The organism is Shimia sp. CNT1-13L.2, from assembly GCF_024331145.1.
Lineage (GTDB): Bacteria > Pseudomonadota > Alphaproteobacteria > Rhodobacterales > Rhodobacteraceae > Shimia.
Genome location: NZ_JANDJO010000001.1, coordinates 695,609 through 719,209 on the forward strand (window position 1 = coordinate 695,609; position 23,601 = coordinate 719,209).

Here is a 23,601-nt window from a genome sequence, read left to right on the forward strand (position 1 = left end):
TTAGAACTTGTCAATGCGTGCTATATGACACCCATGAAATGGAACGATCTCTCAGAAGAAGCCTGCCCCGTTGCCCGGGCGCTGTCCGTCATCGGTGACCGCTGGACGCTGCTGGTCCTGCGCAACATCCTGCTCGGGATGCGCCGCTTTGACATGATTCAGGGGGATCTCGGGATCACGCGGCACGTTCTGGCCGACAGGCTCAAGAAACTCGAAGCCGCCGACCTCGTGGAACGCCGCCCCTATCAGGAACGTCCCACCCGCTACGAATACCGGCCAACCGCCGCGGCCAAGGATTTCGTGCCCGTCATGCAGGTTCTGATCTCATGGGCAAACGCGCATATTCCAAGCGACAAGCCCCCGCCCTACACGATGGTCTCGCGCGAGGGTCGAACGCCACTTGCCCCCAAGGTGATCGATGAAAACACCGGTCAGGAAGTTGCCTATTCCACGGTCTGGGCCGAGTTCACCGGCGACAAGGACTAACCCAGCCACCCCCGGCACAGTTCCACCGCCCGCACCGCATAGGTTCGGGTCGCCGGATGGTCGTCTGCATAGCGCCCGATCACCCAGCCACAGCTTGCCAGCCCCCGCATCACGGTAAAGGCTTCCAGCAGTGCCTCGGCCCCGTCGGGCAATTCGCGCAGGCTGGCGTATCCCGTCAGCAGCGCCTTGCCCAGCGCATCCTTGTTGGGCTGGTCCCAGTTCTGCGACATCGCCACGCCCAGCTCGTACATGCGGAACCCGAACACGCCGTCGTCAAAGTCGATCAGCTGCACGGCGCCGTCTTTCACCATCACGTTTTCGCGCAGCGCATCGGCGTGGATCAGGCCAAAATCCGCCCCGGCCTGCCCCTCCAGGATCTCCGCCAACCGCGCCCGCGCCGCCTGAAGAATCTCGATTTCAGGCCGTGTTAGAGACGCATTCTCCCAGAACCGCCCCCACGCCGGATCGTCCCCGACAAGCGCGTCCCTGTCCAGAACCGGGCGTGTGAACCCCTCCGGCAGATCCGCCGCGTCACTGGCCAGATGCAGCCGCGCCAGCTCTGCGCCCAGCGCGAAATGCAGCGCCGCCTGCGCATCGGGCGTCCCCTCAAGCGGCACATCCCCTTCGCCCATCGGCGCACCGTCCACCCACGTCACCAACGAGGCCATCCGCCCCGCCTCGGGCACCTCGGCCAGCACGTCGTCGGCCAGCGTTCGCACCGGCACCGGCACATCCATCCCCGCCGCCACCAGCGCTTCGGACCACCACAGTTCCGAACGGATCGAGTCATCGCTCTGGTAACCCGGACGATGCAGCCGCAGGGCCGCCCGCGCGCCTTCTGCCGTGCGGGTTTCGAACACCGCATTCTCGCGGTTCTTGATCAGGCGCGGTTCATCCTCGACACCCCAGTGCCGCATCGCCGCGCGCGCGAAATCCCGGGCCTCGACGTCCTTCACGCCACGGCCCCCAGCGCCGCATCCATCACCTCGGCAAGGTGATCGGCATTGGCGCGGCTGAACACACAGGGCGGGCGCACCTTGAGCGTATTGTCATACCGCCCCACCGAATGCAGCAGCACCCCACGGTCGCGCATTTCATCCACCATCTTCGCGCACAGATCGGTCGCCGGTTTGCCGTCCCGCCACAGCTCGGCCCCGAAGAACAGCCCCGATCCGCGCACATCCGCGATCACGTCATGGCGCGTGGCCACCTCCTGCAGCAGCCCAAGCGCATAGCCCCCGACATCCGCCGCGTTCTCGACCAGCTTTTCATCCTCGATCACGTTCAGCACCGCCATCGCTGCTGCCGCGCTCACCGGGTTGCCGCCGAAGGTGTTGAAATATTTGAACGCATCCTGAAAGCAGGCGAGGATTTCATGCCGTGTCACCACGGCCGCCACCGGATGCCCGTTCGCCATCGGCTTGCCCAACGTCACGATATCCGGACGGAAGCCCAGCTTGTCATGCCCCCACCAGTGGCTGCCGATCCGGCCAAACCCCGGCTGCACCTCGTCCGCGATGATCAGGCCACCGGCCTTGCGCACCACCTCGATGGCGCGGTCCATGAACCCCGCCTCAAGCGTCGGAAAGCCCTCGTTGGCGAAATAGGGGCAGACAATCAGCGCCGACACCCCGTGCCCATTCGCCTCCAACTCGGCCACCGCCTGTTCAACACCCTTGGCAAAGGCCTCGGCCTGCGCCTCGCGGCTGCCACCGACCGGCTCCATATTGTCCGGCGCGGGCACCTGCCGCACGTGATCCTGATAACCGCCAACCGGCACTTTCGAGGAATTCAGCTGCGAAACAGCCGTGGTATTGCCGTGATAGGTGTTGTCCGTGCCGATGATCCCCGTCTTGCCCGTCATCGCCTGCGCCATACGCAGGGCCACGTCATTGGCCTCCGATCCGGAACAGACCATCACCATGCTTTCCAGATCGTGACCAAACTTCGCGGTCAGCGCCTCGCCATAGTCGAGGATCATGTCATGCACATAGCGCGTGTGAGTGTTCAACTCGGCCGCCTGCCTGGCAATGGCCTCAACCACGCGCGGGTGACAATGCCCGACATGCGGCACGTTGTTATAGCAGTCAAGATACTGACGCCCGTCCTTGTCCCAGAGATAGGCCCCCTCGCCGCGCGCCACATGCACGGGTTCGCGGTAAAAGGTGGTCATCTGCGGCCCCAACAGCCGGGCACGGCGGTCCAATGCGGTGGTCATGGTCACTCCCTCACGTCCATGCCGCCTTTGTTGCCAAATTGGATTTGGGATACAACCCCAAGTTAGCCTTTCTCCGGCTCCCCCCGCAGACGATGTGGCGACATGCCGTAACGCGCCCGGAACAGCCGCGAGAAATGCGAGGACGAGTTGAAGCCACAGGCCACGGAAACTTCGGTCACCGACATCGAGGTCTGCAGCAACAGATGCTGCGCCCGCTGCAACCGCATGTCCATGTAATACTTCTTCGGCGTCGCACTCAGATACCGACGAAACAACCGCTCCAACTGTCGGGTCGAGATATTCACCGTCTTGGCAAGATCCCCCGGCCGAAGCGGCTCTTCCAGGTTGGTTTCCATCAGGGCAAGGATCTCGGATAGCTTGGGATGCCGCATCCCGATCCGTTCCGCCACCTGAACCCGCGCCGAATGCTGCAACACGCGGATGTTGGTGTACATCAGCTGGTCCGCCACGAGGTTTGCCAGCTCGGGGCTTTCCGCTTCCGAGATCAGGGTCAGCAACAAGTCGATCACCGCCGTGCCACCCGCCGTCGAATATCGCTTGTTGCGCACCGTATAGGTATAGTCCGAAAGCTCCACGTCGGGGAACTTCTCGGCAAAGCTGTTGCGGTTTTCCCAGTGGATGGTGATCGCCTCTTCGCCGATCAACCCCGCTTCGGCCATCACCCAGGCCCCAGTATAAAGCCCCGCGATCTCACAGCCCTGCCGCGCGCATTTGCGCAACCACTGGAGTACCGCCGGCGTACAGTTCTTGCGCACATCCGCACCCGAGCAGATCACGATGATGTCGTCGCGGCTTACATCCTCAAGCCCGTGATCGATGGGATATTCCGCCCCAAGTGAATCCGTGACAGGCACACCGCCCTCGGAACACACAACGCATGAAAACGGCGTTCCCATCGCCATACGGTTGGCTGTCTTCAACGTCTCCATCGCCATGGCAAAGGTCATGGCCGAATAATTCGGCAGAAGCAGAAAGATGAAGCGTTTCGTGGCACCGCGATGTGCGGAAGCTAAGTCGTCCATAAGCCAACCATTATCGTTTGTCTGATATGTTTCCCGTTTCTTGCCGTAGGGGCAAGACGTTTACTCGTCACCACGCACACGTCCCCGCAGGGATTTGACCTCGCCGCGTTCCTTCTTGGCCTTCAATCGTCGCTGTTGCGAGCCATAGGTCGGCTTGGTCTTGATCCGGCGCTTGGGCACCACGGTTGCCTTGCGCACAAGTTCGGCAAGACGTTCCCGCGCAATCTCGCGGTTGCGCGATTGGCTGCGGGTCTCGTCGCACTGGATCACGATGGCGCCTTCCTTGGTCCACCGCCGCCCCGCCAGCCGCTTGAGCCGCGCCTTCACCGGTCCGGGCAGCGAAGGCGACCGCGCCGCCTCAAAGCGCAACTCGACCGCGGTTGCCACCTTGTTGACGTTCTGCCCCCCCGGCCCCGAGGCGCGCACGAACTGTTCCGTGATCTCCCAGTCCTCAAGGCTTATGGTGTCGTCGATCCTCAGCATACCCTGTTCCGGCCCTTGCCGTTTCCATGTTCCAAAGCGCGGCGACTTAACCGTCGCACGGTGCGTTAACGCCGGAATTTCATCAAAATCGCACCGTCGCAATACCGACATGATACCGACGTGGCACCGACGTACAAAATTGCCGCTTTTCTGGGCATTAACCATGTTTGCCAAGTCCATGTCAGACGGCAAACGAAAAGGGCTGTCTCCGCAGCGGAAACAGCCCTTCGAGATGTAAGGAGGTGCGTAGGTTAGGTTCGCACCAATCTGGATTTCATGTCAGCCAAGGGCTGCCTCAGCCGCATTTCCTCCACACTGTTCCAACACCAATCTCCATGACTTCTCTAGACAATGGGCACCTCCTTTCAAGCTGTTTCGCATGATCAGGTTGCCACAGCCTGTGGATAAGTCAAACAAAATCATGTGGTGCGAGGTATTAAATACCCCACGATGATGCGGAATGGCACAAGAGCGAGCAGCGCAAGGCTCAATTTGACCAGCCAGTCGGCAAAGCCAAGGCTCACCCACAACGGAACCACCGGACCTGCACCCAGAAGCGGCAGCATGTCACCGGCCCAGCTCACGTCGTTTGCAGGCTCCAGGAAGGTCAGCGCGCCCGAAAAGGCAATCGTAAAGAAGATCGCGGTATCAAGCGACGAGCCGACCAGGGTCGACGCCAGCGGCGCACGCCACCATGAGCCTTCACGCAGGCGGTTGAAAATCGCCACGTCGGTAAGCTGAGCGGTCAAAAACGCGAGCCCGGAGCCCAATGCAATGCGCAGGGTCACGGCGGGATAAGTAAACCCGTCGCCCTGAAGCATGATCTGGGTGCCGATAACGGAACAGATCACGCCGACGACGAAACCGGCAACAACCACGCGGCGCGCAGCGGCCACGCCATAGACGCGGTTCATGACATCGGTCACGAGAAAGGCGAGAGGATAGGTGAAGGCACCCCAGGTCAGCCACTGGCCATAGAGAAACTGAACAAGGATGTTAGACGCCACCACGATGGTGGCCATGGCAAGAATGCCAGGAAGGTGGATCGTTTTCATGTAACTTTCCGTTTTTGCAAGGTGACGGCAACTCGGTCCCGCACCATTGCGGAACGGGCGGTCTCTAACGGCCCGCGTTCAACAAATCAAGGGGTTTGTGGCACCACGTATTCCACGATCTCGGTGCGCTGGAAGAACCGGAAGTTGTCATCCGAGATCATCGTGAGCCGCATGTTGCCCGCACTGTCCTGCCAGACCGACAACCCTTCGAGGTTGTCGTGCGTGCCCGTGCGCGTGCGAAACAGTTCGGCCTCGTTCACCAGCCCCGCCGCCGTCAGATCAAACCGCCGCACCCGCGACCGGAACCCGAAGCCATTGAACCCCCGCTCCAGCAGATAGAACCGGCCATCCGGCCCAAAGTCTGCCCCCACCGGATGAAACCCGTCCGAACGTGAAATCCGGTAAGGCGTGCTCCAGTTGCCGTTGGAAAAAACAAAAACCGTCGCCTCTCCCTCGGCCCCTAACGCATCCTCCGTGATCGCGAACAGCCGCCCCCGACGATCCACCGCCAGGGCCTCAAGCGATCCGTTGCCATGCAGGCCCTCGTGCTTGGGGAACCGCGCGATGGGTAGGGCGGCTTGGTTCAGCTCGCGGTAGGCGTCAATCCGGTGAACCCCTTCAAAAGACACGTAAATCGGCCCATCACCCAACTGCGCAAGCCCTTCTGAATCCCGCCGGTAACTGCGCGGCACCTTGCCCTTGGCATCCAGAAGCGCCTCATCCTCGCCCTGCAAAACCCCGACGATATCACCGCCCTCCCGCACCAGCAGGCCCTGAACGAAATGCCCCCGATCCGACAGCGCCGTAAACGCCCGCCCGTCCGCAGCCACCTCGATCGCCGAGAAACCACCAAACCATCCTTCGGCCACCTGCCACGGCAATACCGTCTTCAACTGCGCCCGCCCCACGGCGTCCGCACTCCCGGCTTTCCAACCGGCAAAAGCAATGAGACAGGCCGCGGTTACTGCGACTGCAAGACGTTTACGCATTGACGGGGCAGATCGGCCATGACGGGTTGACGATAGGGTTTGGGCTTGGGTGCATTCGGATCAGGCGGCGGCGGATACAGGATGTCCTGCACCCAGTCTTCGGCATCCTTGCACCCATCTCCGGGCGGCGGCGCATCCTGATCAACACAGGCCCACGCCCCCTTGGGACAGTTCAGGCGCACGTGGAAATGATAGTGATGCCCCCACCAGGGACGGATTTTCCTGAGCCAGCTGCGGTCGCCCTTGGCGGCATTGCACATCTCGACCTTGGCACCGGGAAACACGAAAATCCGCGCCACCCGCGGGTCTTTCGCGGCCGCCTTCAGCACCTCATAGTGCCCAGGTGTCCAGTTCTCGTTCACATAGGCCCCCTTGGCCCGACGGGTCGAGATCGACGACAGGTTCTCGCGCTCCTGCACACTCAGGTTCAGCCGCTTGGGCGGCAACATCCAGACATCCACGTCGAGCCCGATCTGGTGACTGCGATGCCCCGACAGCATCGGCCCGCCGCGCGGCTGGCTGATGTCACCGACATAAAGCCCTTCCCAGCCGGGCTGCGCCGCCGCCTTCACCGACAGGTCCTTGATAAAGGAAATCACATCGGGGTGGCCCCAGTTTCGGTTGCGCGACAGGCGCATCGCCTGCCAGGTCGGCCCGGTTTCCTCAAGCTCGACACCACCAGCAAGACAGCCCTTTCCATAACCCCCGAACGGCACCGGATCCTGCCGCGATCCGTTGGCATGGGCCCCGAACAACTGCCGCGCCTCCACGCCCTGCATCGACACCGGAACCTCTGTCTGCGTCGAGACCGTGGCCTGCGGTGGCTCGGCCCGACAGGACGCCAGCCCCAACAGAACAAGGGGAATTACGAGGACTGCTCGGACCATTTGCTGTGATCTCCTTGCGGTTTCACCCAGATTAGCAGGATCAACCCGATAAGGAAGAGACCGGCGATCGGCGTGATGCCAAGGCGCTGGTTTCCGCTCAGATCCGACACCACGGCAATCAGCATCGGCGCCAGAAAGGTCGTCGCCTTCCCCGACAACGCATAAAGCCCAAAGGCCTCGGTCATCCGCGACGGGTTCGACTGGCGCACCACCATCGTGCGGCTCGCCGATTGCAGCGCCCCACCCGCGGCCCCGATCAGACCACCGGCCACGAAGAACAGGATATCCGGCAGGCTCGACCCTTCTGCCACCGGCACACCAAACACCGCATCGCGCGACAGGCCCACGACAAAGACCGCTGTCCCCAGCAACACGAGAATACAGACCACGATCACCGGTTTCGGCCCGAACGCCGTATCCGCCTTGCCCCCAATCCAGGCAAACAGCGCCCCGGTCAGCGCCGCAACGATGCCGAAGATGCCCACCATCATGATGTTCCACTCCAGCACCCCGAACGCATAGATGCCACCAAAGGTGTACATCCCGTTCAGGGCGTCGCGGTAGAACATCGAGGACGTCAGATAGCTGAGAAGACTGACATGCTTGGGCAGTCCCTTGATCGTCTTTCCAAGATCCCGCAGCGCCTTGCCCACCTTGTAGGGCTCATGGTTCGGATCCGGCATTTCACGCACCCACAGGAAAAACGGGATCATCGCCAAAACATACCAAACCGCCGTCAACGGCCCCACGATCCGGGTATCTGCCCCCGTCGCCGGGTCCAGGCCGAACAGAGGAGCAATACCGGCCATCGTCTTGCCACTGCCACCCGCCTGAAACAAAAGCAGCATGATCGCCAGCGCCAGCACCCCGCCGATATAGCCAAAGGCCCAGCCCGAACCGGAGATTTTCCCAAGCTCTTCCTTGCTGCCAAGCGACGGCAGCAGCGCATTGGTAAAGATCGTGGCAAACTCCATACCGATCAGGCCAATCCCGAAGAAGATCAGCGTAAGGGTCACGTCGAACTGCGCCGGCGCGGTGTACCAAAGGGCAAACGAGCCCACCACGTACATGACCGAGAACACCCAGATCCACGGCATCCGTTTGCCAGTGCTATCCGCCACCGCGCCAAGGATCGGTGCCAAGAGGGCAATGCAGATCCCCGACACCGTCAGCCCGTAGCCCCAAAACGCCTGGGCCTGCGCCTTGGCCTCGCCCGCACTCATCCCGCTTTCGGTCAGGAGTTCGGTCACCACTTTCGCAAAGTAGGGGCCAAAGATGAACGTCAGAAGAAGCGTGTTGTATGGCTGGCTGGCCCAATCAAAGAACCACCACCCCCAAATGCGTTTGCGTGCTGAAATATCTGCCATGCCTGCCCCCATGCCTTTGTTTCACTAAAAACAGGGCAAGCGGTATGACGCAAGTTAATCCTGCATCGGGGGCCACGGCCGCACGGCGTCAGCGTCAATCCACTTCTGCACCCACTCCGGTGCCTCTGGTGGCGCCGCATCGAAACCCATCGCATCCAGCACACGCGCCGGAGCGACGATCCCCTTCGAATCCGTAACCGCCGAACGATACAGCGCATGGTTGGCGCATTCGCCGTCCTGCTTCCACATGGATTGCTCAAGATAGACAAACTTGTCATCCCAGAACACCGCCCTGCTGCGCATCTCGAACCGCTCGAAGGTACGGATACGGCGGCGATACCGCACCGACACGCCTGCCATCGTCAGGCTCCACTTCTTGCGCCGCAGAACCGAGATCAGCCCGATCCGATGCGCCAGCGGGATGCGCCCCATGTCATACAGCGTCAGCGTGCGACCGTTGTTCAACTCCATCCACAGATCAATGTCATGCGGCCAGCACACATGCTGTGACACATGTGTGCCCGTGATCGGCAACGGCGCGGCGTTGCGATGTTTGACCAGTTCCTTGATCATGCGAATGACGGGGTACATCGGCGTCTCCTTTGCCTGCCTTCTGTGCCCCGCTTCCGCAAAGGTCAACCATGACCACGCGCCACTCTTGCCCTTTGCGCCGCCCGCGCTTAACTGTGAAGCAGGAAAAGACGGAGACCCCTGATCATGATGGCAATCTACGGACCGCTGCGGCTCATTCTGGATGTGGCATTCTTCATCATGCTGATCCACATCATCATGAGCTGGCTGATCAGCTTTCAGGTCCTGAACCTCGGTCAGCAGTTCGTGGCCCAGATCTGGTATGGCCTGAACCGTCTGCTTGAGCCGATCTACACGCCGATCCGCAATTTCCTGCCGGACACCCGTCCGCTCGATCTCGCACCGCTGGTGGCCTTCATCATCATTATCTCTCTGCGCGACTACATCCTGCCCGCGCTCTTGTTCTAGAGACCGGCCCTTCAAAACCACGTTTACCGACCATTATCTCCTCAGCCCTAGCTTGAGGTGCGAGTCTGCTTGTGAAACACTGGCACGCGAGCAGTAACAGCAAATCAACAGGGTTCTCATGGCCGCCGCCACGTTCTTGCGGGATGTTTTCGGATTCGACGCCTTCCGTCCGGGGCAGGAGGACATCGTCGATGCCGTTGTGCGCGGCGAAAACGTGCTTGCCATCATGCCAACCGGGGGCGGCAAATCGCTTTGCTATCAGCTCCCCGCCCTTGTGCGCGACGGCATCACAGTGGTCATTTCCCCCCTCATTGCCCTGATGCGCGATCAGGTCCGCGCCCTGCGCGAAGCCGGGGTCGAGGCCGGCGCGCTGACCTCGGGCAATACCGAGGAGGAAACCGCCGCCGTCTGGGAGGCGATCGACACGGGCCGCCTCAAACTGCTTTACATCGCCCCCGAACGCCTTGCCTCGGGGGCCGCGATGAACATGCTGCGCCGCATTGGCGTGTCGCTGATTGCCGTCGACGAGGCTCACTGCGTCAGCCAATGGGGCCACGACTTCCGCCCCGACTATCTTCGCATAGGCGAATTGCGCCGCGCGCTTGATGTGCCCCTGGCGGCCTTCACCGCCACCGCCGACGCCGAAACCCGCGAAGAAATCATCACCCGTCTCTTTGACGGCACCACGCCCAATACCTTCCTGCATGGCTTTGACCGTCCGAACATACATCTTGCCTTTGCCGCCAAGGACAATCCCCGCGCCCAGATCATGAACTTCGCCGCCGCCCGCATGGGTCAGTCCGGCATCGTCTACTGCGGCACCCGCGCCAAGACCGAAACCCTTGCCAAGGCGCTGCGCGAGGCCGGACACCTTGCCCTGCACTACCACGGCGGCATGGACCCCGAAGAACGCCGCGACACCGAAATGCGGTTCCAGCGCGAAGACGGGTTGATCGTGGTCGCCACTGTTGCTTTCGGGATGGGGATCGACAAACCCGATATCCGCTGGGTCGCCCATGCCGACCTGCCCAAGTCGATCGAGGCCTATTATCAGGAAATCGGCCGCGCGGGACGTGATGGCGCGCCGGCCGAAACCCTTACGCTGTTCGGCCCCGATGACATCCGCCTGCGCCGCAGCCAGATTGACGAGGGCCTCGCCCCTCCCGAACGCCGCTTTGCCGACCATGCCCGCCTCAACGCCCTGCTGGGTCTGGCCGAGGCCCTGAAATGCCGCCGCTCCACCCTTCTCGGGTATTTTGGCGAGACCGAAGTCACCTGTGACAACTGCGATCTCTGCGACACGCCCGCCGAAACCTTCGACGCCACCACCGCCGTGCGCAAGGCGCTCTCGGCGGCGCTGCGGACCGGTGAACGCTATGGCACCGGCTATCTGATCGACATCCTGCTGGGCAATGAAACCGACCGAGTGCGCGAACGCGGTCATGATGGTCTGCCCACCTTCGGCGTGGGCACGGAATACGACAAACGCCAGTGGCAGGCCGTGTTCCGCCAGATGATGGGCCACGACCTCATGCGCCCCGATCCGGAGCGTCATGGCGGCCTGCGCATGACCGATGCCGCCCTGCCGATCCTCAAGGGCGAGGCCAGCATCGAGTTGCGCAAGGATACGATCCGCAAGGCCACCTCGCGCCCCGCCGCCAAGGCGCTGGTGAACGAGGAAGACGCGCCCCTCCTCTCTGCACTCAAAGCCAAACGCCGTGCCCTCGCCGAAGCGGCCAAGGTGCCCGCCTACATCATCTTCAACGACCGCACCCTGATCGAGATGGCCGAAAAACGCCCCAATTCCCTCGATGATCTCTCGCGGATCGGCGGCGTCGGTGCCAAGAAACTGGCCTCTTACGGGGATGCCTTTCTCGAAGTGATCAATGGCGAGGCCGAGGCCCTGCATCCCAGCCGCCGCAAGCTCGCCGGTCGCGAAGCGGGCACGCTCTATGACCGGTTGCTCGAAGTGCAGGCCGATCTCGCACGCGGGTCCGACGGGATCGACAAACCGCTTAGCTGCTCTGCCTCCCTGCTGGCCAAGGTCGCCAGCACCCGCCCGACCGATGAAAACACCCTCAACCGGATGCTGGGCGACAAGCGCGCCGAGCGTTTCGGCGCCGCCTTTCTGGACGTGCTGCGTGAGGCAAGCTAAATCTCTCGTCACGCGCGAACCTAGGAGCCTTTGACATGCTGATCGTCGTTTCCCCTGCCAAACGTCTGAACTGGGATCCAGTGGAGGGTCAGACCACCACGCCGGATTTCTCGGACGAGGCCCTGAAACTGGTGAAAACCGCGCGCAACCTGACACTGGGTGACCTGCAAAAACTCATGTCCCTCAGCCCCGATCTGGCCAAGCTGAACCGCGACCGTTTCAAGGCCTACGAGGTCGAGCCCGACACCTTCGCCACCCGCCCTGCGGTACACGCTTTTGCCGGTGATACCTACATCGGTCTCGAGGCCGCCTCGCTGGACGCCGACGAGATGGACTGGGCACAGGATCACCTGCGCATTCTCTCTGGCCTCTATGGCGTCCTGCGCCCGATGGATGCGATCCAGCCCTATCGCCTCGAAATGGGCAGCCGCCTGAAAACACGGCGCGGCAAGAACCTCTATGATTTCTGGCGTGATAGCCTCTCGAAATCCCTGAACGCACAGGCCGAAGCCATGGGCACCGATACGCTGGTGAATTGCGCCAGCCAGGAATACTTCGGCGCGGTTGATCCCAAGGCGCTCAAGCTACGGGTGATCACGCCTGTCTTCATGGAAATGAAGGGCGACACCCCGAAAATCGTCAGCTTCTTCGCCAAGAAGGCGCGCGGTTCCATGGCCCGCTACATCATCCAGCGCCGCCTGACGGATGCAGAGGGCATCAAGGAGTTCGACCTCGGCGGCTATGCCTATCAACCCGACATGTCCGAAGGCGACCGCTGGGTTTTCCTACGCGATACCGTGGCCGAGACGGCCTAGTTCTCTGCGAACGGGCTTCGCACACCATCCGGAAGATACAGCTTCAGAACGTCGACAAGACCCGCTTTGCGCAAGGGTTTTGACAGGTAGTCATCCAGCCCGGCCGCCAGAATGTTCTCTCGGTCTCCACCCACCGCATGCGCGGTCAGGGCAATAATCGGCACCTCGGCACCTCCGGGCAAGCCCCGGATCACCGCCGTTGCCTCCTTGCCGTCCATGTGCGGCATCGAGATATCCATCAGCACGAGATCGGGCCTGAACACTTCGAACGCCTGCACCGCCTCGTGGCCATTGCTCGCAAAGCGCAGCTCCAGATCAGCAGTCTTGAGCATCTTCGACAGGATCAACTGGTTGGTCTTGTTGTCCTCGGCCGCCAGAACCCGCAACTGCCTTGGCCCAGCCTGTCCTTCCCGGTTCACGGCCTCGGCGATCTTGTGAAACAGGTCGCGCCGCGAAATCGGTTTGCGCACGACTTGCTGGGCATCTTCGGCACCCCTTCCGGCCTGCACCGAACTCAGCTTCACTACAGGCACCGCATGTCCCGCCGCCCGCGCCTGCTGTTCAAACGTGCCGCCATCCGGCGCCGCCAGATGATGGTCGCACAACACCAGATCGACACCCTGCAACGTGCCCAATGCCTCGTGGGCCGACATGCACAGGGTCACGCGCGCGCCCATCTGTTCCATCTGCTTTTGCAACAGCGCCCGGTTCACAGCATGGTCATCCACAATCAACACGTGCTGCACGCTGTCTGGCAAACACGGCGGTGCAAGGCTCATATCCTCATCGACGTCCAGACAAACCCTGAACCCGAAACTTGCCCCCTCACCCGGAGCGGAATCCACCCAAATGTCGCCGTTCATCAACCCGATGAGCTGGCGCGTGATCGCAAGCCCAAGCCCCGTCCCCTCGAACGCGCGATTGCGCTCGTCTTCAACTTGGTTGAACTCGCCAAAGATGTGCTGCGTCTTGTCGGGCGCGATGCCGATCCCCGTGTCCTCGACCGTCACATGAAGATCGCACGCCCCAGTTTCCTCAACGCTGCGCCCCACGACCCGCACAAGAACATGGCCTTCCTCGGTGAACTTCACGGCGTTGCCGACAAGGTTGGTAAGCACCTGTCGCATGCGCCCGACATCTCCGATGAACATCGTCGGCATGAACAGATCATAGTCGACAATCAAAGCGATCCCCTTCTCGCGCGCTGTGGGTTGCAGCAGCGTCAGCACCTCGTGAATACAGCGTTCGAGATCAAAAACATCCGGATGCAGAACAAGCTTGTCCGCCTCGATTTTCGAATAATCCAGCACGTCATTGATGATCGCCAAGAGTGCTTCACCCGAGTTCTTGATGGTTGAGACGAACAACCGCTGTTCGTCCTAAAGATCGGTTCCCAGCAGAAGATCAGCCATCCCGACCACACCATTCATGGGCGTGCGAATTTCATGGCTCATGTTTGCCAGAAACGCTGATTTGGCGCGGGTGGCAGCTTCCGCCTTTTCCCGCTCCAGGCGCAACTCTTCTTCGTGGCGCACGGTCTCGGTGATATCGAGCGCAAGACTGACCATGTCACCACCGTATCCCCGTTGATCAATCAGCTTGAGATACTGGCCGTTCCACATCCTAACGACGATGGGGTCGGGCTTGGGATGGCCCCAACGCGCCATCATCTTTTTGCGCCAGCCCTTGGGGGTCTCGCCATCCAGATCGAAAATTCCCTCGTCGGTCACAAGCTCCAGAATCCGCGCATAGGGAATACCCACGGCGACTTCGTCCAGCCCATCAAAGGCAGCGAGATAGGCGCGGTTGGCCCCGATCATGCGCCCTTCCTTGTCAAAAAAGGCAAAACCGTCACGGATGGTTTCGATGGATTGCCACAACCGCCGCTCGGCAACCTCAACCTTTTGATTGGCGACCTCCAGGTCAGTCTTCACACGCTGGTTTTCGCCGCGCACCGTCTCAACTTCGGCCCGCGTCTCCACGATCTCATCTGACAATTGCCGCGCGTGCCGCCCCAGCTTGCGGTTTGCCTTGAACAACTCGGCCTGCTTCAATTCAAGCAGACGCTCAGCAGCAAGCCGGGCACGCCGTTCCTCGGCAAGTTGGCGGGTCAGGGTCATGAACAGGAGCCATATTCTCTTGGTGTTGCGCTGATCATCCGCAAGGCGCGTGAACATCCGCTTAAACCAACAATTTTTCGAATCCGTTGCCAGCGCGACCCGCCACATGGCACCATGACGGTATATTTTTAGGGAGAGACAAATGCGTTGGTTGTTCATGGCCGTGGCGGGCCTATTCATTGCCCATTCTTCGATTGCACAGGAACAGGTTGTCCCCGAACGACGTGCCGTGCTGAGCTTTGACGTGGATTTCTACGGCGCCGATCTGACCCAGATTTTCGACACCACCCTGGACGCCTGCATCAAGGCCTGTACCGACAACACCCAGTGCAAGGCCTTCACCTTCAACTCCCGCGCCAACGCCTGTTTCCCCAAAACCGAGATCAGCGATCGCCAACCCTATGAGGGCGCCTATTCCGCCGAAGTCTTCGAAACCCCTGCCGCCACGATGACCCTCGCGCAATCCCGTGCTGCCGACCTGACTTTTCTCCGCCCGAATGACTTTGCCAACGCCCTGAAACAGGCACAGACGATCGGGCGCACGCACGGCGGTGGCCCTTGGAGCGTTCTCGACATGGTGCAAACCGCACAGGACCGCCGCGCCGGTGGTGATGTGCTGAATGCCATGCGCTGGACCGGTGCCGCCGTCGGAAAATCCGATGTCAGCGACCTCTGGCTGGAATACGCGCGCCTGAATCAGGAACTCAAGACAACCGGGGAAAACAAATCCCTGCATACCCGCCGCGCCTTTCAGGCCAGCATCAATGCCTATCTGCGCGCACCGACTGATCCTGCCCGAGTGTCCGCGCTGATGCTGATGTCCGACCTGTTCGTCGAAGACGGGCAAGGCCGCCGCGCCCTGTCTGCGCTGCGTCTGGCCGAGTCCATTCAGCCCCGCGACGACGTGATCGCCGCACTTGATGATGTCGTGGCGAAATACGGCTTCCGCATCAATGAACACACGGTCGAGAACAATCTCGCCCAGCCCCGTATCTGCGCCGACTTCAACGAACCGCTGGTCAAGGCTGGCGTGGATTACACAACCTACCTGCGCCTACCCGATCAGCGTCTGGCTGTTGAAGCCGAAGAGCGCCGCATCTGTATCGATGGTGTCGAACACGGCAACCGCTATACCCTGACCTTCCGCAAAGGCCTGCCCGCCGCGAGTGGCGAAACCCTTGCCCGCGACACCGACCTCACCTTCTATGTCCGCGACCGCGCCGCCTCGGTGAATTTCCCCGGTCGCGCCTATGTCCTGCCCCGCACCGCCGATGCCGGCCTGCCCATTGAAACCGTCAACCTCGACACTGTCGAACTGCACCTGCAACGGGTCAGTGACCGTAATCTCCTGCGCGCGATTCAGGACAACTACTTCGGCCAGCCGCTCTCCTACTGGCAGCTTGAAAGCTTCTCCAATGAAGTGGCCGAATCCGTCTGGCGCGGCGAAGGCGAGGTTCAGAACACGCTGAACGCCGACATGACCACCCGCCTGCCGATGGGCGACATCATCTCCGGCCTGCCCGCAGGGGTCTATGCGCTCACGGCCGATCTGCCGGGGGCCGACAAATACGACGAAACCGGCGCAACACAGTGGTTCGTCCTGTCCGATCTTGGCGCCACCACCTTTTCGGGGGCCGATGGCCTGCACGTCTTTGTCCGCAGCCTCGCAGACACTTCTGCCCTACCGGATACCAAAATCACCCTCCTGTCGCGTGCCAACCGTGTGCTCGGCACCTCCACCACCGACACACGCGGATATGCGCGCTTCGATGCCGGTCTGACCCGCGGCTCCAACGCCGCCGCCCCGGCAATGGTTCTGTTGCAAAAGGGGGATGACTTCTCGTTCCTGTCCCTCACCGATCCCGCCTTCGATCTCTCGGATCGCGGCGTCGAAGGTCGCCCGCCCGCACCACCCGTCGATGTCTTCCTGACCACCGATCGCGGTGCCTATCGCGCGGGTGAAACCATCCACGCCACGGCGCTTGTGCGCGGCGACGTTGCCCAGGCCTTGCCGGACCTGCCGGTCACCGCAATCCTGACCCGCCCCGACGGCGTGGAATACAAACGCCTCCTGTCCAATGCCGCTGCCACAGGGGGCCACGTCTTTGCCCTGCCTCTCGGCAGTACGGTTCCACGCGGCACTTGGAAACTGGCGATCAAGGCCGATACCGAAGCCGCCCCGCTGGCCACGCAGAAACTCCTTGTCGAAGATTTCCTGCCGGAACGGATCGACTTTGACGTCACCCTGCCCGACGCCCCGTTTGATCTGCAATCGGGCGAACCTGTCCTGCCGCTGGAAGCCCGCTATCTCTTTGGTGCCCCCGGCGCAGGGTTCCGCGTCGAGGGTCAGGTCACCCTGCGGGCGCGTGAAACCGTCAAGGGATACGAGGCCTACCGCTTCGGTCGCTACGACGAACGGTTCAACCCGCGTACCGAGTATTTCTCGGCCACCAATACGGATGCGAATGGTCTGACCGATATCTTCCTTCCCGTGCCCGACACCAATCAACGCGGCCGCCCCTTCCAGGCGGATATCACCACTCGCGTCTACGAAGGGTCCGGCCGCCCGGTTGAACGCCGCGTCTCGCACCCCGCGACGGCGCTTGGCCCGATGATCGGCATCCGCCCGTTGTTCGGCGAAGACGTGGTCCGCGAAGGCACCCAAGCCGCCTTCCATCTGGTTGGCCTGTCCCCCACCCTTGATGGCGCGCCCATGAAAGTGCGCTGGAGCCTCAACCGCATCCGCACCCACTATCAATGGTACAACCAGTACGGCAACTGGGCCTGGGAGCCGATCACCCGCCGCACCACCGTGGCCAGTGGCGACACCATGATTGACGGCACCCCCACCGAGATCAGTGCCAATGTTGACTGGGGACGCTATGAACTGGTCGTCGAACGCCTCGACGGCGACTATGTCGCCAGCGCCACCGATTTCTACGCCGGTTGGTACGCTCCTGCCGATGCAACCCAGACCCCGGATACCCTCGAAGTGTCTCTCGACAAACCCGGCTACCACAGCGGCGATACCGCCACCCTGCGCCTTGTGCCGCGTTATGCCGGAACCGCTCTCATCTCGGTGATGTCTAACCGCCTGATCGCCATGAAAGCGGTTGAGGTCAGCGAAGGTGAAAACCTGATCCCGCTGGACGTCACCGATGAATGGGGGGCGGGTGCCTATGTTACCGCTTCGGTCATCCGGCCCGCAGACGCGCCCGCCGGCATGAACCCGGCCCGCGCCCTTGGCCTCAGCTACGCCAGGATTGATCCCGGCGCAAAACAGCTTTCTGTCTCGCTCGACACGCCAGACCAGATCGCCCCGCGCGGCCCGCTGACCGTTGGGATCACCGTTGACGGCGTCACCCAGGGCGACACCGCCCACGTCACACTCGCGGCGGTCGATGTCGGCATCCTCAACATCACCGGCTTCCAGTCGCCCGATCCTTCCGAACACTATTTCGGCCAACGCCGCCTCGGCATGGACATCCGCGATCTCTACGGTCGCCTGATCGACGGTATGAACGGCAACATGGGCGCCCTGCGCTCTGGCGGTGATGCCGGCAGCAGCAGCTCGTTCGAATCCCCGCCCCCGACCGAGGAACTGGTCGCCTACTTCCAGGGCCCGGTCACCATCGGCCCCGATGGCAAGGCCAGCGTGACCTTCGACATTCCCGAATTCAACGGCACCGTCCGCCTGATGGCCGTCGCCTGGAGCGACACCGGCGTCGGACAGGCCGAGGCCGACGTGCTGGTCCGCGATCCCGTGGTTGTCACCGCCACACTGCCGCGTTTCATTGCACCCGGCGATGAAACCCGCCTGCTCCTTGAAATTGCCCACCTCGAAGGCCCCTCTGGCCGCATGGGCCTCGACGTCAGCAGCGGCGGCATCACCCTCGCCGGCCAAATTCCCTCCGGCCTGACGCTGGACGACGGCGACACCACCCGCCTCACCATCCCGTTGACCGCAAGCACCATCGGCGATCACAGCCTGCGCATCGCACTCACCACGCCCGACGGCATGCAGCTGGTCAAATCCCTCACACTCCCCGTCCGCGCCAACGACCCCGAAATCAGCGTCACACAGCGCCTCTCTCTGGCGGCTGGCGCGACCTTCACGCTGGATGACAACCTCTTCGCCAACTTCCGCCCCGGCACCGGCGCAGCGGTTCTATCGGCAGGGGCCCTCGCGCATTTCGATGCCCCCGGCCTACTGCAATCGCTCGACCGCTACCCCTATGGCTGCACCGAGCAGATCACCTCCAAGGCCCTGCCGCTGCTCTATTTCGACACCATCACCTCGGCCCTTGGCCTTGGCGAACGGGATCGCATCCAGGAGCGTATCGACCAGTCGATTGCCAAGGTGCTGACCCGGCAATCTTCGAACGGGGCCTTTGGCCTCTGGTACCCTGACACCGGCGACATGTGGCTTGATGCCTACGTCAGTGATTTCCTCTCACGCGCCCGCGCCAAGGGCTACGCGGTGCCACAAACCGCATTCCGCACCGCCCTCGACAACCTGCGCAACCGCATCAACTATGCCCCCGACTTCGATCAGGGCGGCGGCGATGTCGCCTATGCGCTGATGGTTCTGGCACGCGAAGGGGCCGCCAACATGGGCGATCTGCGCTACTACGCCGACGTCAAGGCCGACGCCTTCACCACGCCCCTCGCCGCCGCACAACTTGGCGCCGCTCTGGCCTTCTACGGCGATCAAACCCGCGCCGACCGCATGTTCGCCAAAGCCTACACGCAGATGGAAGACAAGTGGCAGGACGCCCCCCGCAGCTACTGGCGTGCCGACTATGGCACCCACCTGCGCGATACCGCCGGCCTCCTGACGCTCGCCGTCGAAGCCGGTTCTGAGCGGGTTGACCGCAATCGCCTCTCGGCACGTCTTGGCGGCGTCGACCGCTCCCTCTCGACGCAAGAGTCGGTCTGGTCGCTCCTCGCGGCCCATGCACTGCTGACGGACGAAACAAGCAACACCCTCTCGGTCAACGGCACCCCGCAAACCGGTCCGCTGATCCGCGCGCTTGCAGATGACACCGCCGATGCACCGCTCGCCATCCGCAACGATGGCAAGGACGCCACCCGCCTCACGCTCACCTCGATTGGTGTGCCAGACTACCCGGTGGAAAAAGGCGGCTACGGCTACAGCATCGACCGCAGCTACTACACGACCGAGGGGCTTGAGGTTGATCCGGCCACCATCAAGACCGGCGACCGCCTTGTCACCGTGCTGCGCATCTCCCCGATCTCCGACACCGGCGCACGGCTGATGATCAACGATCCCCTGCCTGCCGGGTTCGAGATCGACAACCCCAACCTCCTTAGCAGCGGCGACATCAAATCGCTCGACTGGCTCAAACCGGCCAACGCACAGAACGCCGAGTTCCGCTCGGATCGCTTCCTTGCCGCGGTCGACTGGACCTCGCGCAACGCCTTCGAACTGGCCTATGTTGTCCGCGCCATCTCGCCCGGCAGCTTCCACCACCCCGCCGCCTCTGTCGAAGACATGTACCGCCCGCAATACCGCGCCAATACCGCTGCGGGCCGTATCGTGATCTCCGACTGATCCCATGCGGCGTGCGGCTCCCTTCCTGCTTGTTGCGGCGCTCCTCGCGGGCGCCGCCGGCAGGGATGCCTTTGACGATTGGGTCGATGCCACACCGCTGCCCAACCTGCTGCATGAAACCTCGGTCGAAGTACGCGACCGCGACGGTGATCTCCTGCGCGCCTACACGGTCGAAGACGGCCTCTGGCGTCTCGGCGCACGGCCCGATCAGGTCGATCCGGCCTTTCTCGACATGCTCATCGCCTACGAGGACAAGCGGTTTCGCTCCCATTCCGGCGTTGACCCCCGCGCCCTGCTCCGCGCCACCTGGCAGGCGCTCTGGAACGGCAAGGTAGTGTCCGGCGGCTCCACCCTCACCATGCAAACCGCCCGCCTGCTGGAAAACAGCGGCACCGGAAGATGGCAGGGAAAACTGCGCCAGCTCCGCCTAGCCGTCGCTCTCGAACGCCATCTCGGCAAAGACGAAATCCTCACGCTCTACCTCACCCATGCCCCCTATGGCGGCAACCTCGAGGGCATCCGCGCCGCGACGCTGGCATGGTTTGGCAAGGAACCAACACGGCTGACACCGGCCCAATCGGCCTTCCTGATCGCCCTGCCCCAAGCGCCCGAAACCCGTCGGCCCGACCGAGACTATCCCACCGCCCGTGCCGCCCGCGACCGTGTTCTGGATCGCCTGTCCGCGATACTCGGAAAAGACACGAGCCACTCCGCAAAACGGGATCCCGTACCGCGCGCGCGCCGTCCCTTTCCATCGCTCGCGCCGCATATGGCCGACCGTGCTCTGGCCGCCGCCCCGGACAGCCCGCGCCACGATCTCACGCTGGATCGCGCCCTGCAAACCAGCCTCGAAACCCTGGCCCGAACCTCCCTGCGCGGCAAAGGCGAAAGGCTCTCGATTGCCCTCCTCGTGGCCGACCACCAGACCGGCGAAATCCTCGCCTCAGTCGGCTCCGCGGGCCTCGGTCAAACCCACCGGCAGGGCTTTGTCGACATGACCCGCGCCCTGCGCTCTCCCGGCTCTACGCTCAAGCCTCTGGTCTATGCAATGGGCTTTGATCAGGGTCTGATTCACCCCGAAACCCTGATCGACGACAGCCCCGTCGCCTTCGACACCTACGCACCACAGAACTTCGACGGCCAGTTTCGCGGCGAGCTGCGCGTGGCCGAAGCCCTGCGCCTGTCGCTCAACATCCCCGTCGTCCGCCTGACCGATCAGATCGGCCCGGCGCGGGTGATGTCGGCCCTGCGCAAATCCGGCGCCTCCCCCGTCATTCCCTCCGGCAAACCCGGCCTCGCAATCTCCCTTGGCGGCGTCGGCGTCACGCTTCAGGACCTGACCCACCTCTACGCGATGCTGGCCAACCGCGGCCAATCACGCCCGCTCTACTGGCGGCAACAGGACACCGCGCAAAACGGCCCCCGCGTCCTCTCGCCCAGCGCGGCCTGGCAGGTGGGCCATATCCTCTCGTCCCTTGCCCCGCCGCCCGGCGCGCCAAACGCGGGCCTCGCCTACAAGACTGGCACAAGCTATGGCCACCGCGACGCCTGGGCCGTGGGTTATGACGGCACCCATGTGGCCGCCGTCTGGATCGGCCGCCCCGATGGCACCCCCGTACCCGGCGCATTCGGCGGAGACCTCGCCGCCCCGATCCTGTTCGAAGCCTTCCAGCGCCTGAAACCCGACCTTACCCCGCTTGCCCCCCCGCCAGCGGACACCCTGCTTGTCGGATCGGCTGACCTACCGGAACCGCTGCGCCGCTTTCGGGGGCGCAATGCCCACTTCACCGCCGCCCCGGATGCCCCCAAACTCGCCTTCCCGCCCGACGGGGCCCGCCTTCAGGCGATGGGCGACGGCGTCACCGTGAAACTGCGCGATGGCACGGCCCCCTTCACCCTCCTCGCCAATGGCGCCCCCCTCGCAACGCGCCTCTATCGCCGTGAGATCCTGCTGCCTCTCACCGAAAAGGGCGCCTCGACCCTCACCGTCATCGATGCCAGGGGCCGCTCCGCCCGCAGCGCGATCTGGATCGACTGATCCCGGCTTCAATGCACCGAAAATACTCCCGCCGGAGGCTACCAACAGAAAAGGGCCAGCCCGACGGCCAGCCCCTTTGCAAAACACTTTTTCAAAAACGCTTACATGCGCTCGATGGCAATCGCGATGCCCTGGCCACCACCGATACACATTGTGATCAGCGCCTTCGAACCGCCAATGCGCTCCAGTTCATAGAGCGCCTTAACGGTGATGATGCAGCCGGTCGCGCCCACCGGGTGGCCCAGCGCGATCGCGCCGCCGTTCGGGTTCACCTTGGCCGCATCCAGTCCCAAACCCTTGTTCACGGCCAGCGCCTGTGCGGCAAAGGCCTCGTTCGATTCGATGACGTCGAAATCCGTGATCGACAATCCGGTTTTGGCCAAAAGGTTTTCCACCGCCGGAACCGGGCCGATGCCCATCACTTCGGGGCGTACACCGGCATGGGCATAGCCCAGAACCCGCGCACGCGGTTTCAAACCGGCTTTCTCGGCGGCCTCTGCCCGCGCCAGCACAATCGCCGCGGCACCGTCGTTGATGCCCGAGGCGTTACCCGCGGTCACACGACCGTCTTTCTTGAACACGGCGCGCAGCTTGGCGAGCGACTCTTCGGTCGACGGGGTCGGGTGTTCGTCGGTGTCAAAGGCAACCATCTCGCGGCGCTTCTTGACCTCGACCGGCACGATCTGGCTCTGGAAGTGGCCTGCTTCGATCGCAGCCGCCGCGCGCTGCTGGCTTTCCAGCGCAAAGGCATCCATCTGTTCACGGGTGATGTCGTGCTCGTCCGCCACGTTCTCGGCGGTGATACCCATGTGACCGGTGCCAAACGGGCAGTTCAGCGCGCCCAGCATCATGTCCAGCGTCTTCACGTCGCCCATTTTCTGGCCCCAGCGCTGCGCCTGCATGATATAGGGCGACCGGCTCATGCTTTCGGCCCCGCCAGCCAGCGCGAAATCCGCATCCCCCAGCATCAGCGACTGGGTCGCCGAAACAATCGCCTGCGCACCGGAACCACACAGGCGGTTCACGTTCATCGCCGGGGTGGTGTTCGGGATGCCGGCATCCATCGCTGCCACGCGGCTCAGGTACATGTCGCGCGGTTCGGTATTGATGACATGGCCAAAGACCACGTGACCGATCTGGCCACCTTCCACGCCAGAGCGTTCCATCGCCGCTTTCGCCGCGGTTGCACCAAGGTCGATGGGCGCGGTGCCCGCAAGCGATCCGCCAAAAGTGCCAATGGCGGTCCGTGCGCCGTCCAGAATTACGATATCGGTCATTGTGTCCTCCTCGGGGGGTATCTCAAGTGCTCATAGCCTACCCGCAGCGCTACACGTCTCAAGACCGCAAAACTACGCATGACGCTGCGTGCAT

General features: G+C 62.8%; 18 protein-coding genes. 6 read left to right on the forward strand and 12 right to left on the reverse strand.

From position 1 onward, the window contains the following. Window positions 1-24 precede the first annotated feature (24 nt). Complete coding sequence (locus NNA36_RS03425; RefSeq protein WP_255104207.1) at window positions 25-486, forward strand: helix-turn-helix domain-containing protein; 462 nt, start codon at window positions 25-27, stop codon at window positions 484-486. On the opposite strand, the gene NNA36_RS03430 is transcribed toward NNA36_RS03425, so the two are convergent. From NNA36_RS03430 to NNA36_RS03470, 9 genes are all read right to left on the reverse strand, one after another. Then, window positions 483-1,442: a phosphotransferase gene (locus tag NNA36_RS03430; protein WP_255104209.1), complete on the reverse strand. Its 960-nt coding sequence runs from the start codon at window positions 1,440-1,442 to the stop codon at window positions 483-485. The two genes, NNA36_RS03425 and NNA36_RS03430, sit on opposite strands and share 4 nt — an antisense overlap. Next, a complete protein-coding gene (locus NNA36_RS03435) occupies window positions 1,439-2,704 on the reverse strand; it encodes an aspartate aminotransferase family protein (protein WP_255104211.1) in 1,266 nt (421 codons plus the stop codon). Before NNA36_RS03435 ends, NNA36_RS03430 begins: the two co-directional genes overlap by 4 nt. A 62-nt stretch (window positions 2,705-2,766) precedes the next feature. Further along, entirely contained in the window at window positions 2,767-3,747 is a 981-nt protein-coding gene (locus NNA36_RS03440; RefSeq protein WP_255104213.1) for a GlxA family transcriptional regulator, read from the reverse strand. Between the two features lie 60 nt (window positions 3,748-3,807). Further along, window positions 3,808-4,230 (reverse strand): alternative ribosome rescue aminoacyl-tRNA hydrolase ArfB, encoded by a 423-nt coding sequence (arfB, locus tag NNA36_RS03445; protein WP_255104215.1) that lies wholly within the window; start codon window positions 4,228-4,230, stop codon window positions 3,808-3,810. Window positions 4,231-4,649: 419 nt separating this feature from the next. Beyond that, window positions 4,650-5,285 (reverse strand): queuosine precursor transporter, encoded by a 636-nt coding sequence (locus tag NNA36_RS03450; protein ID WP_255104217.1) that lies wholly within the window; start codon window positions 5,283-5,285, stop codon window positions 4,650-4,652. An 86-nt stretch (window positions 5,286-5,371) separates the two neighbouring features. Beyond that, complete coding sequence (locus NNA36_RS03455) at window positions 5,372-6,274, reverse strand: esterase-like activity of phytase family protein (RefSeq protein WP_255104219.1); 903 nt, start codon at window positions 6,272-6,274, stop codon at window positions 5,372-5,374. Further along, window positions 6,247-7,161 carry a penicillin-insensitive murein endopeptidase gene (mepA, locus tag NNA36_RS03460; RefSeq protein ID WP_255104220.1) on the reverse strand — a complete coding sequence of 305 codons (915 nt, stop codon included), beginning with the start codon at window positions 7,159-7,161 and terminating at the stop codon, window positions 6,247-6,249. The genes NNA36_RS03455 and mepA overlap by 28 nt, the downstream gene beginning before the upstream one ends. Beyond that, window positions 7,140-8,528 (reverse strand): MFS transporter, encoded by a 1,389-nt coding sequence (locus NNA36_RS03465; RefSeq protein WP_255104221.1) that lies wholly within the window; start codon window positions 8,526-8,528, stop codon window positions 7,140-7,142. Before NNA36_RS03465 ends, mepA begins: the two co-directional genes overlap by 22 nt. Window positions 8,529-8,582: 54 nt before the next feature. Continuing rightward, the gene (locus NNA36_RS03470) at window positions 8,583-9,119 is read right to left on the reverse strand and encodes an acyl-CoA thioesterase (protein WP_255104222.1); all 537 of its coding nucleotides are present in this window, start codon (window positions 9,117-9,119) and stop codon (window positions 8,583-8,585) included. A 126-nt stretch (window positions 9,120-9,245) separates the two neighbouring features. Between NNA36_RS03470 and NNA36_RS03475 the strand changes: the two genes are divergently transcribed. From NNA36_RS03475 to yaaA, 3 genes are all read left to right on the forward strand, one after another. Further along, the gene (locus NNA36_RS03475) at window positions 9,246-9,527 is read left to right on the forward strand and encodes a YggT family protein (protein ID WP_255104223.1); all 282 of its coding nucleotides are present in this window, start codon (window positions 9,246-9,248) and stop codon (window positions 9,525-9,527) included. 118 nt (window positions 9,528-9,645) lie between these two features. After that, complete coding sequence (recQ, locus tag NNA36_RS03480) at window positions 9,646-11,682, forward strand: DNA helicase RecQ (protein ID WP_255104224.1); 2,037 nt, start codon at window positions 9,646-9,648, stop codon at window positions 11,680-11,682. Window positions 11,683-11,717: 35 nt separating this feature from the next. After that, window positions 11,718-12,497 (forward strand): peroxide stress protein YaaA, encoded by a 780-nt coding sequence (yaaA, locus tag NNA36_RS03485; protein ID WP_255104225.1) that lies wholly within the window; start codon window positions 11,718-11,720, stop codon window positions 12,495-12,497. On the opposite strand, the gene NNA36_RS19960 is transcribed toward yaaA, so the two are convergent. Together NNA36_RS19960 and NNA36_RS19965 are read right to left on the reverse strand one after the other, a co-directional pair. Continuing rightward, window positions 12,494-13,864 (reverse strand): response regulator, encoded by a 1,371-nt coding sequence (locus NNA36_RS19960; RefSeq protein ID WP_369681613.1) that lies wholly within the window; start codon window positions 13,862-13,864, stop codon window positions 12,494-12,496. The genes yaaA and NNA36_RS19960 overlap by 4 nt on opposite strands. 12 nt (window positions 13,865-13,876) lie before the next feature. After that, window positions 13,877-14,674: a PAS-domain containing protein gene (locus NNA36_RS19965; protein WP_369681614.1), complete on the reverse strand. Its 798-nt coding sequence runs from the start codon at window positions 14,672-14,674 to the stop codon at window positions 13,877-13,879. Between the two features lie 85 nt (window positions 14,675-14,759). Between NNA36_RS19965 and NNA36_RS03495 the strand changes: the two genes are divergently transcribed. Both NNA36_RS03495 and pbpC read left to right on the forward strand, forming a co-directional pair. Further along, window positions 14,760-20,192, forward strand: coding sequence for an alpha-2-macroglobulin family protein (locus tag NNA36_RS03495; RefSeq protein ID WP_255104226.1), 5,433 nt, complete (start codon window positions 14,760-14,762; stop codon window positions 20,190-20,192). A gap of 4 nt (window positions 20,193-20,196) precedes the next feature. After that, complete coding sequence (gene pbpC, locus NNA36_RS03500) at window positions 20,197-22,230, forward strand: penicillin-binding protein 1C (protein ID WP_255104227.1); 2,034 nt, start codon at window positions 20,197-20,199, stop codon at window positions 22,228-22,230. A 101-nt stretch (window positions 22,231-22,331) separates the two neighbouring features. Here pbpC and NNA36_RS03505 read toward each other — a convergent pair whose 3' ends face one another. Next, window positions 22,332-23,507 (reverse strand): acetyl-CoA C-acyltransferase family protein, encoded by a 1,176-nt coding sequence (locus NNA36_RS03505; protein WP_255104228.1) that lies wholly within the window; start codon window positions 23,505-23,507, stop codon window positions 22,332-22,334. Window positions 23,508-23,601: the final 94 nt, after the last annotated feature.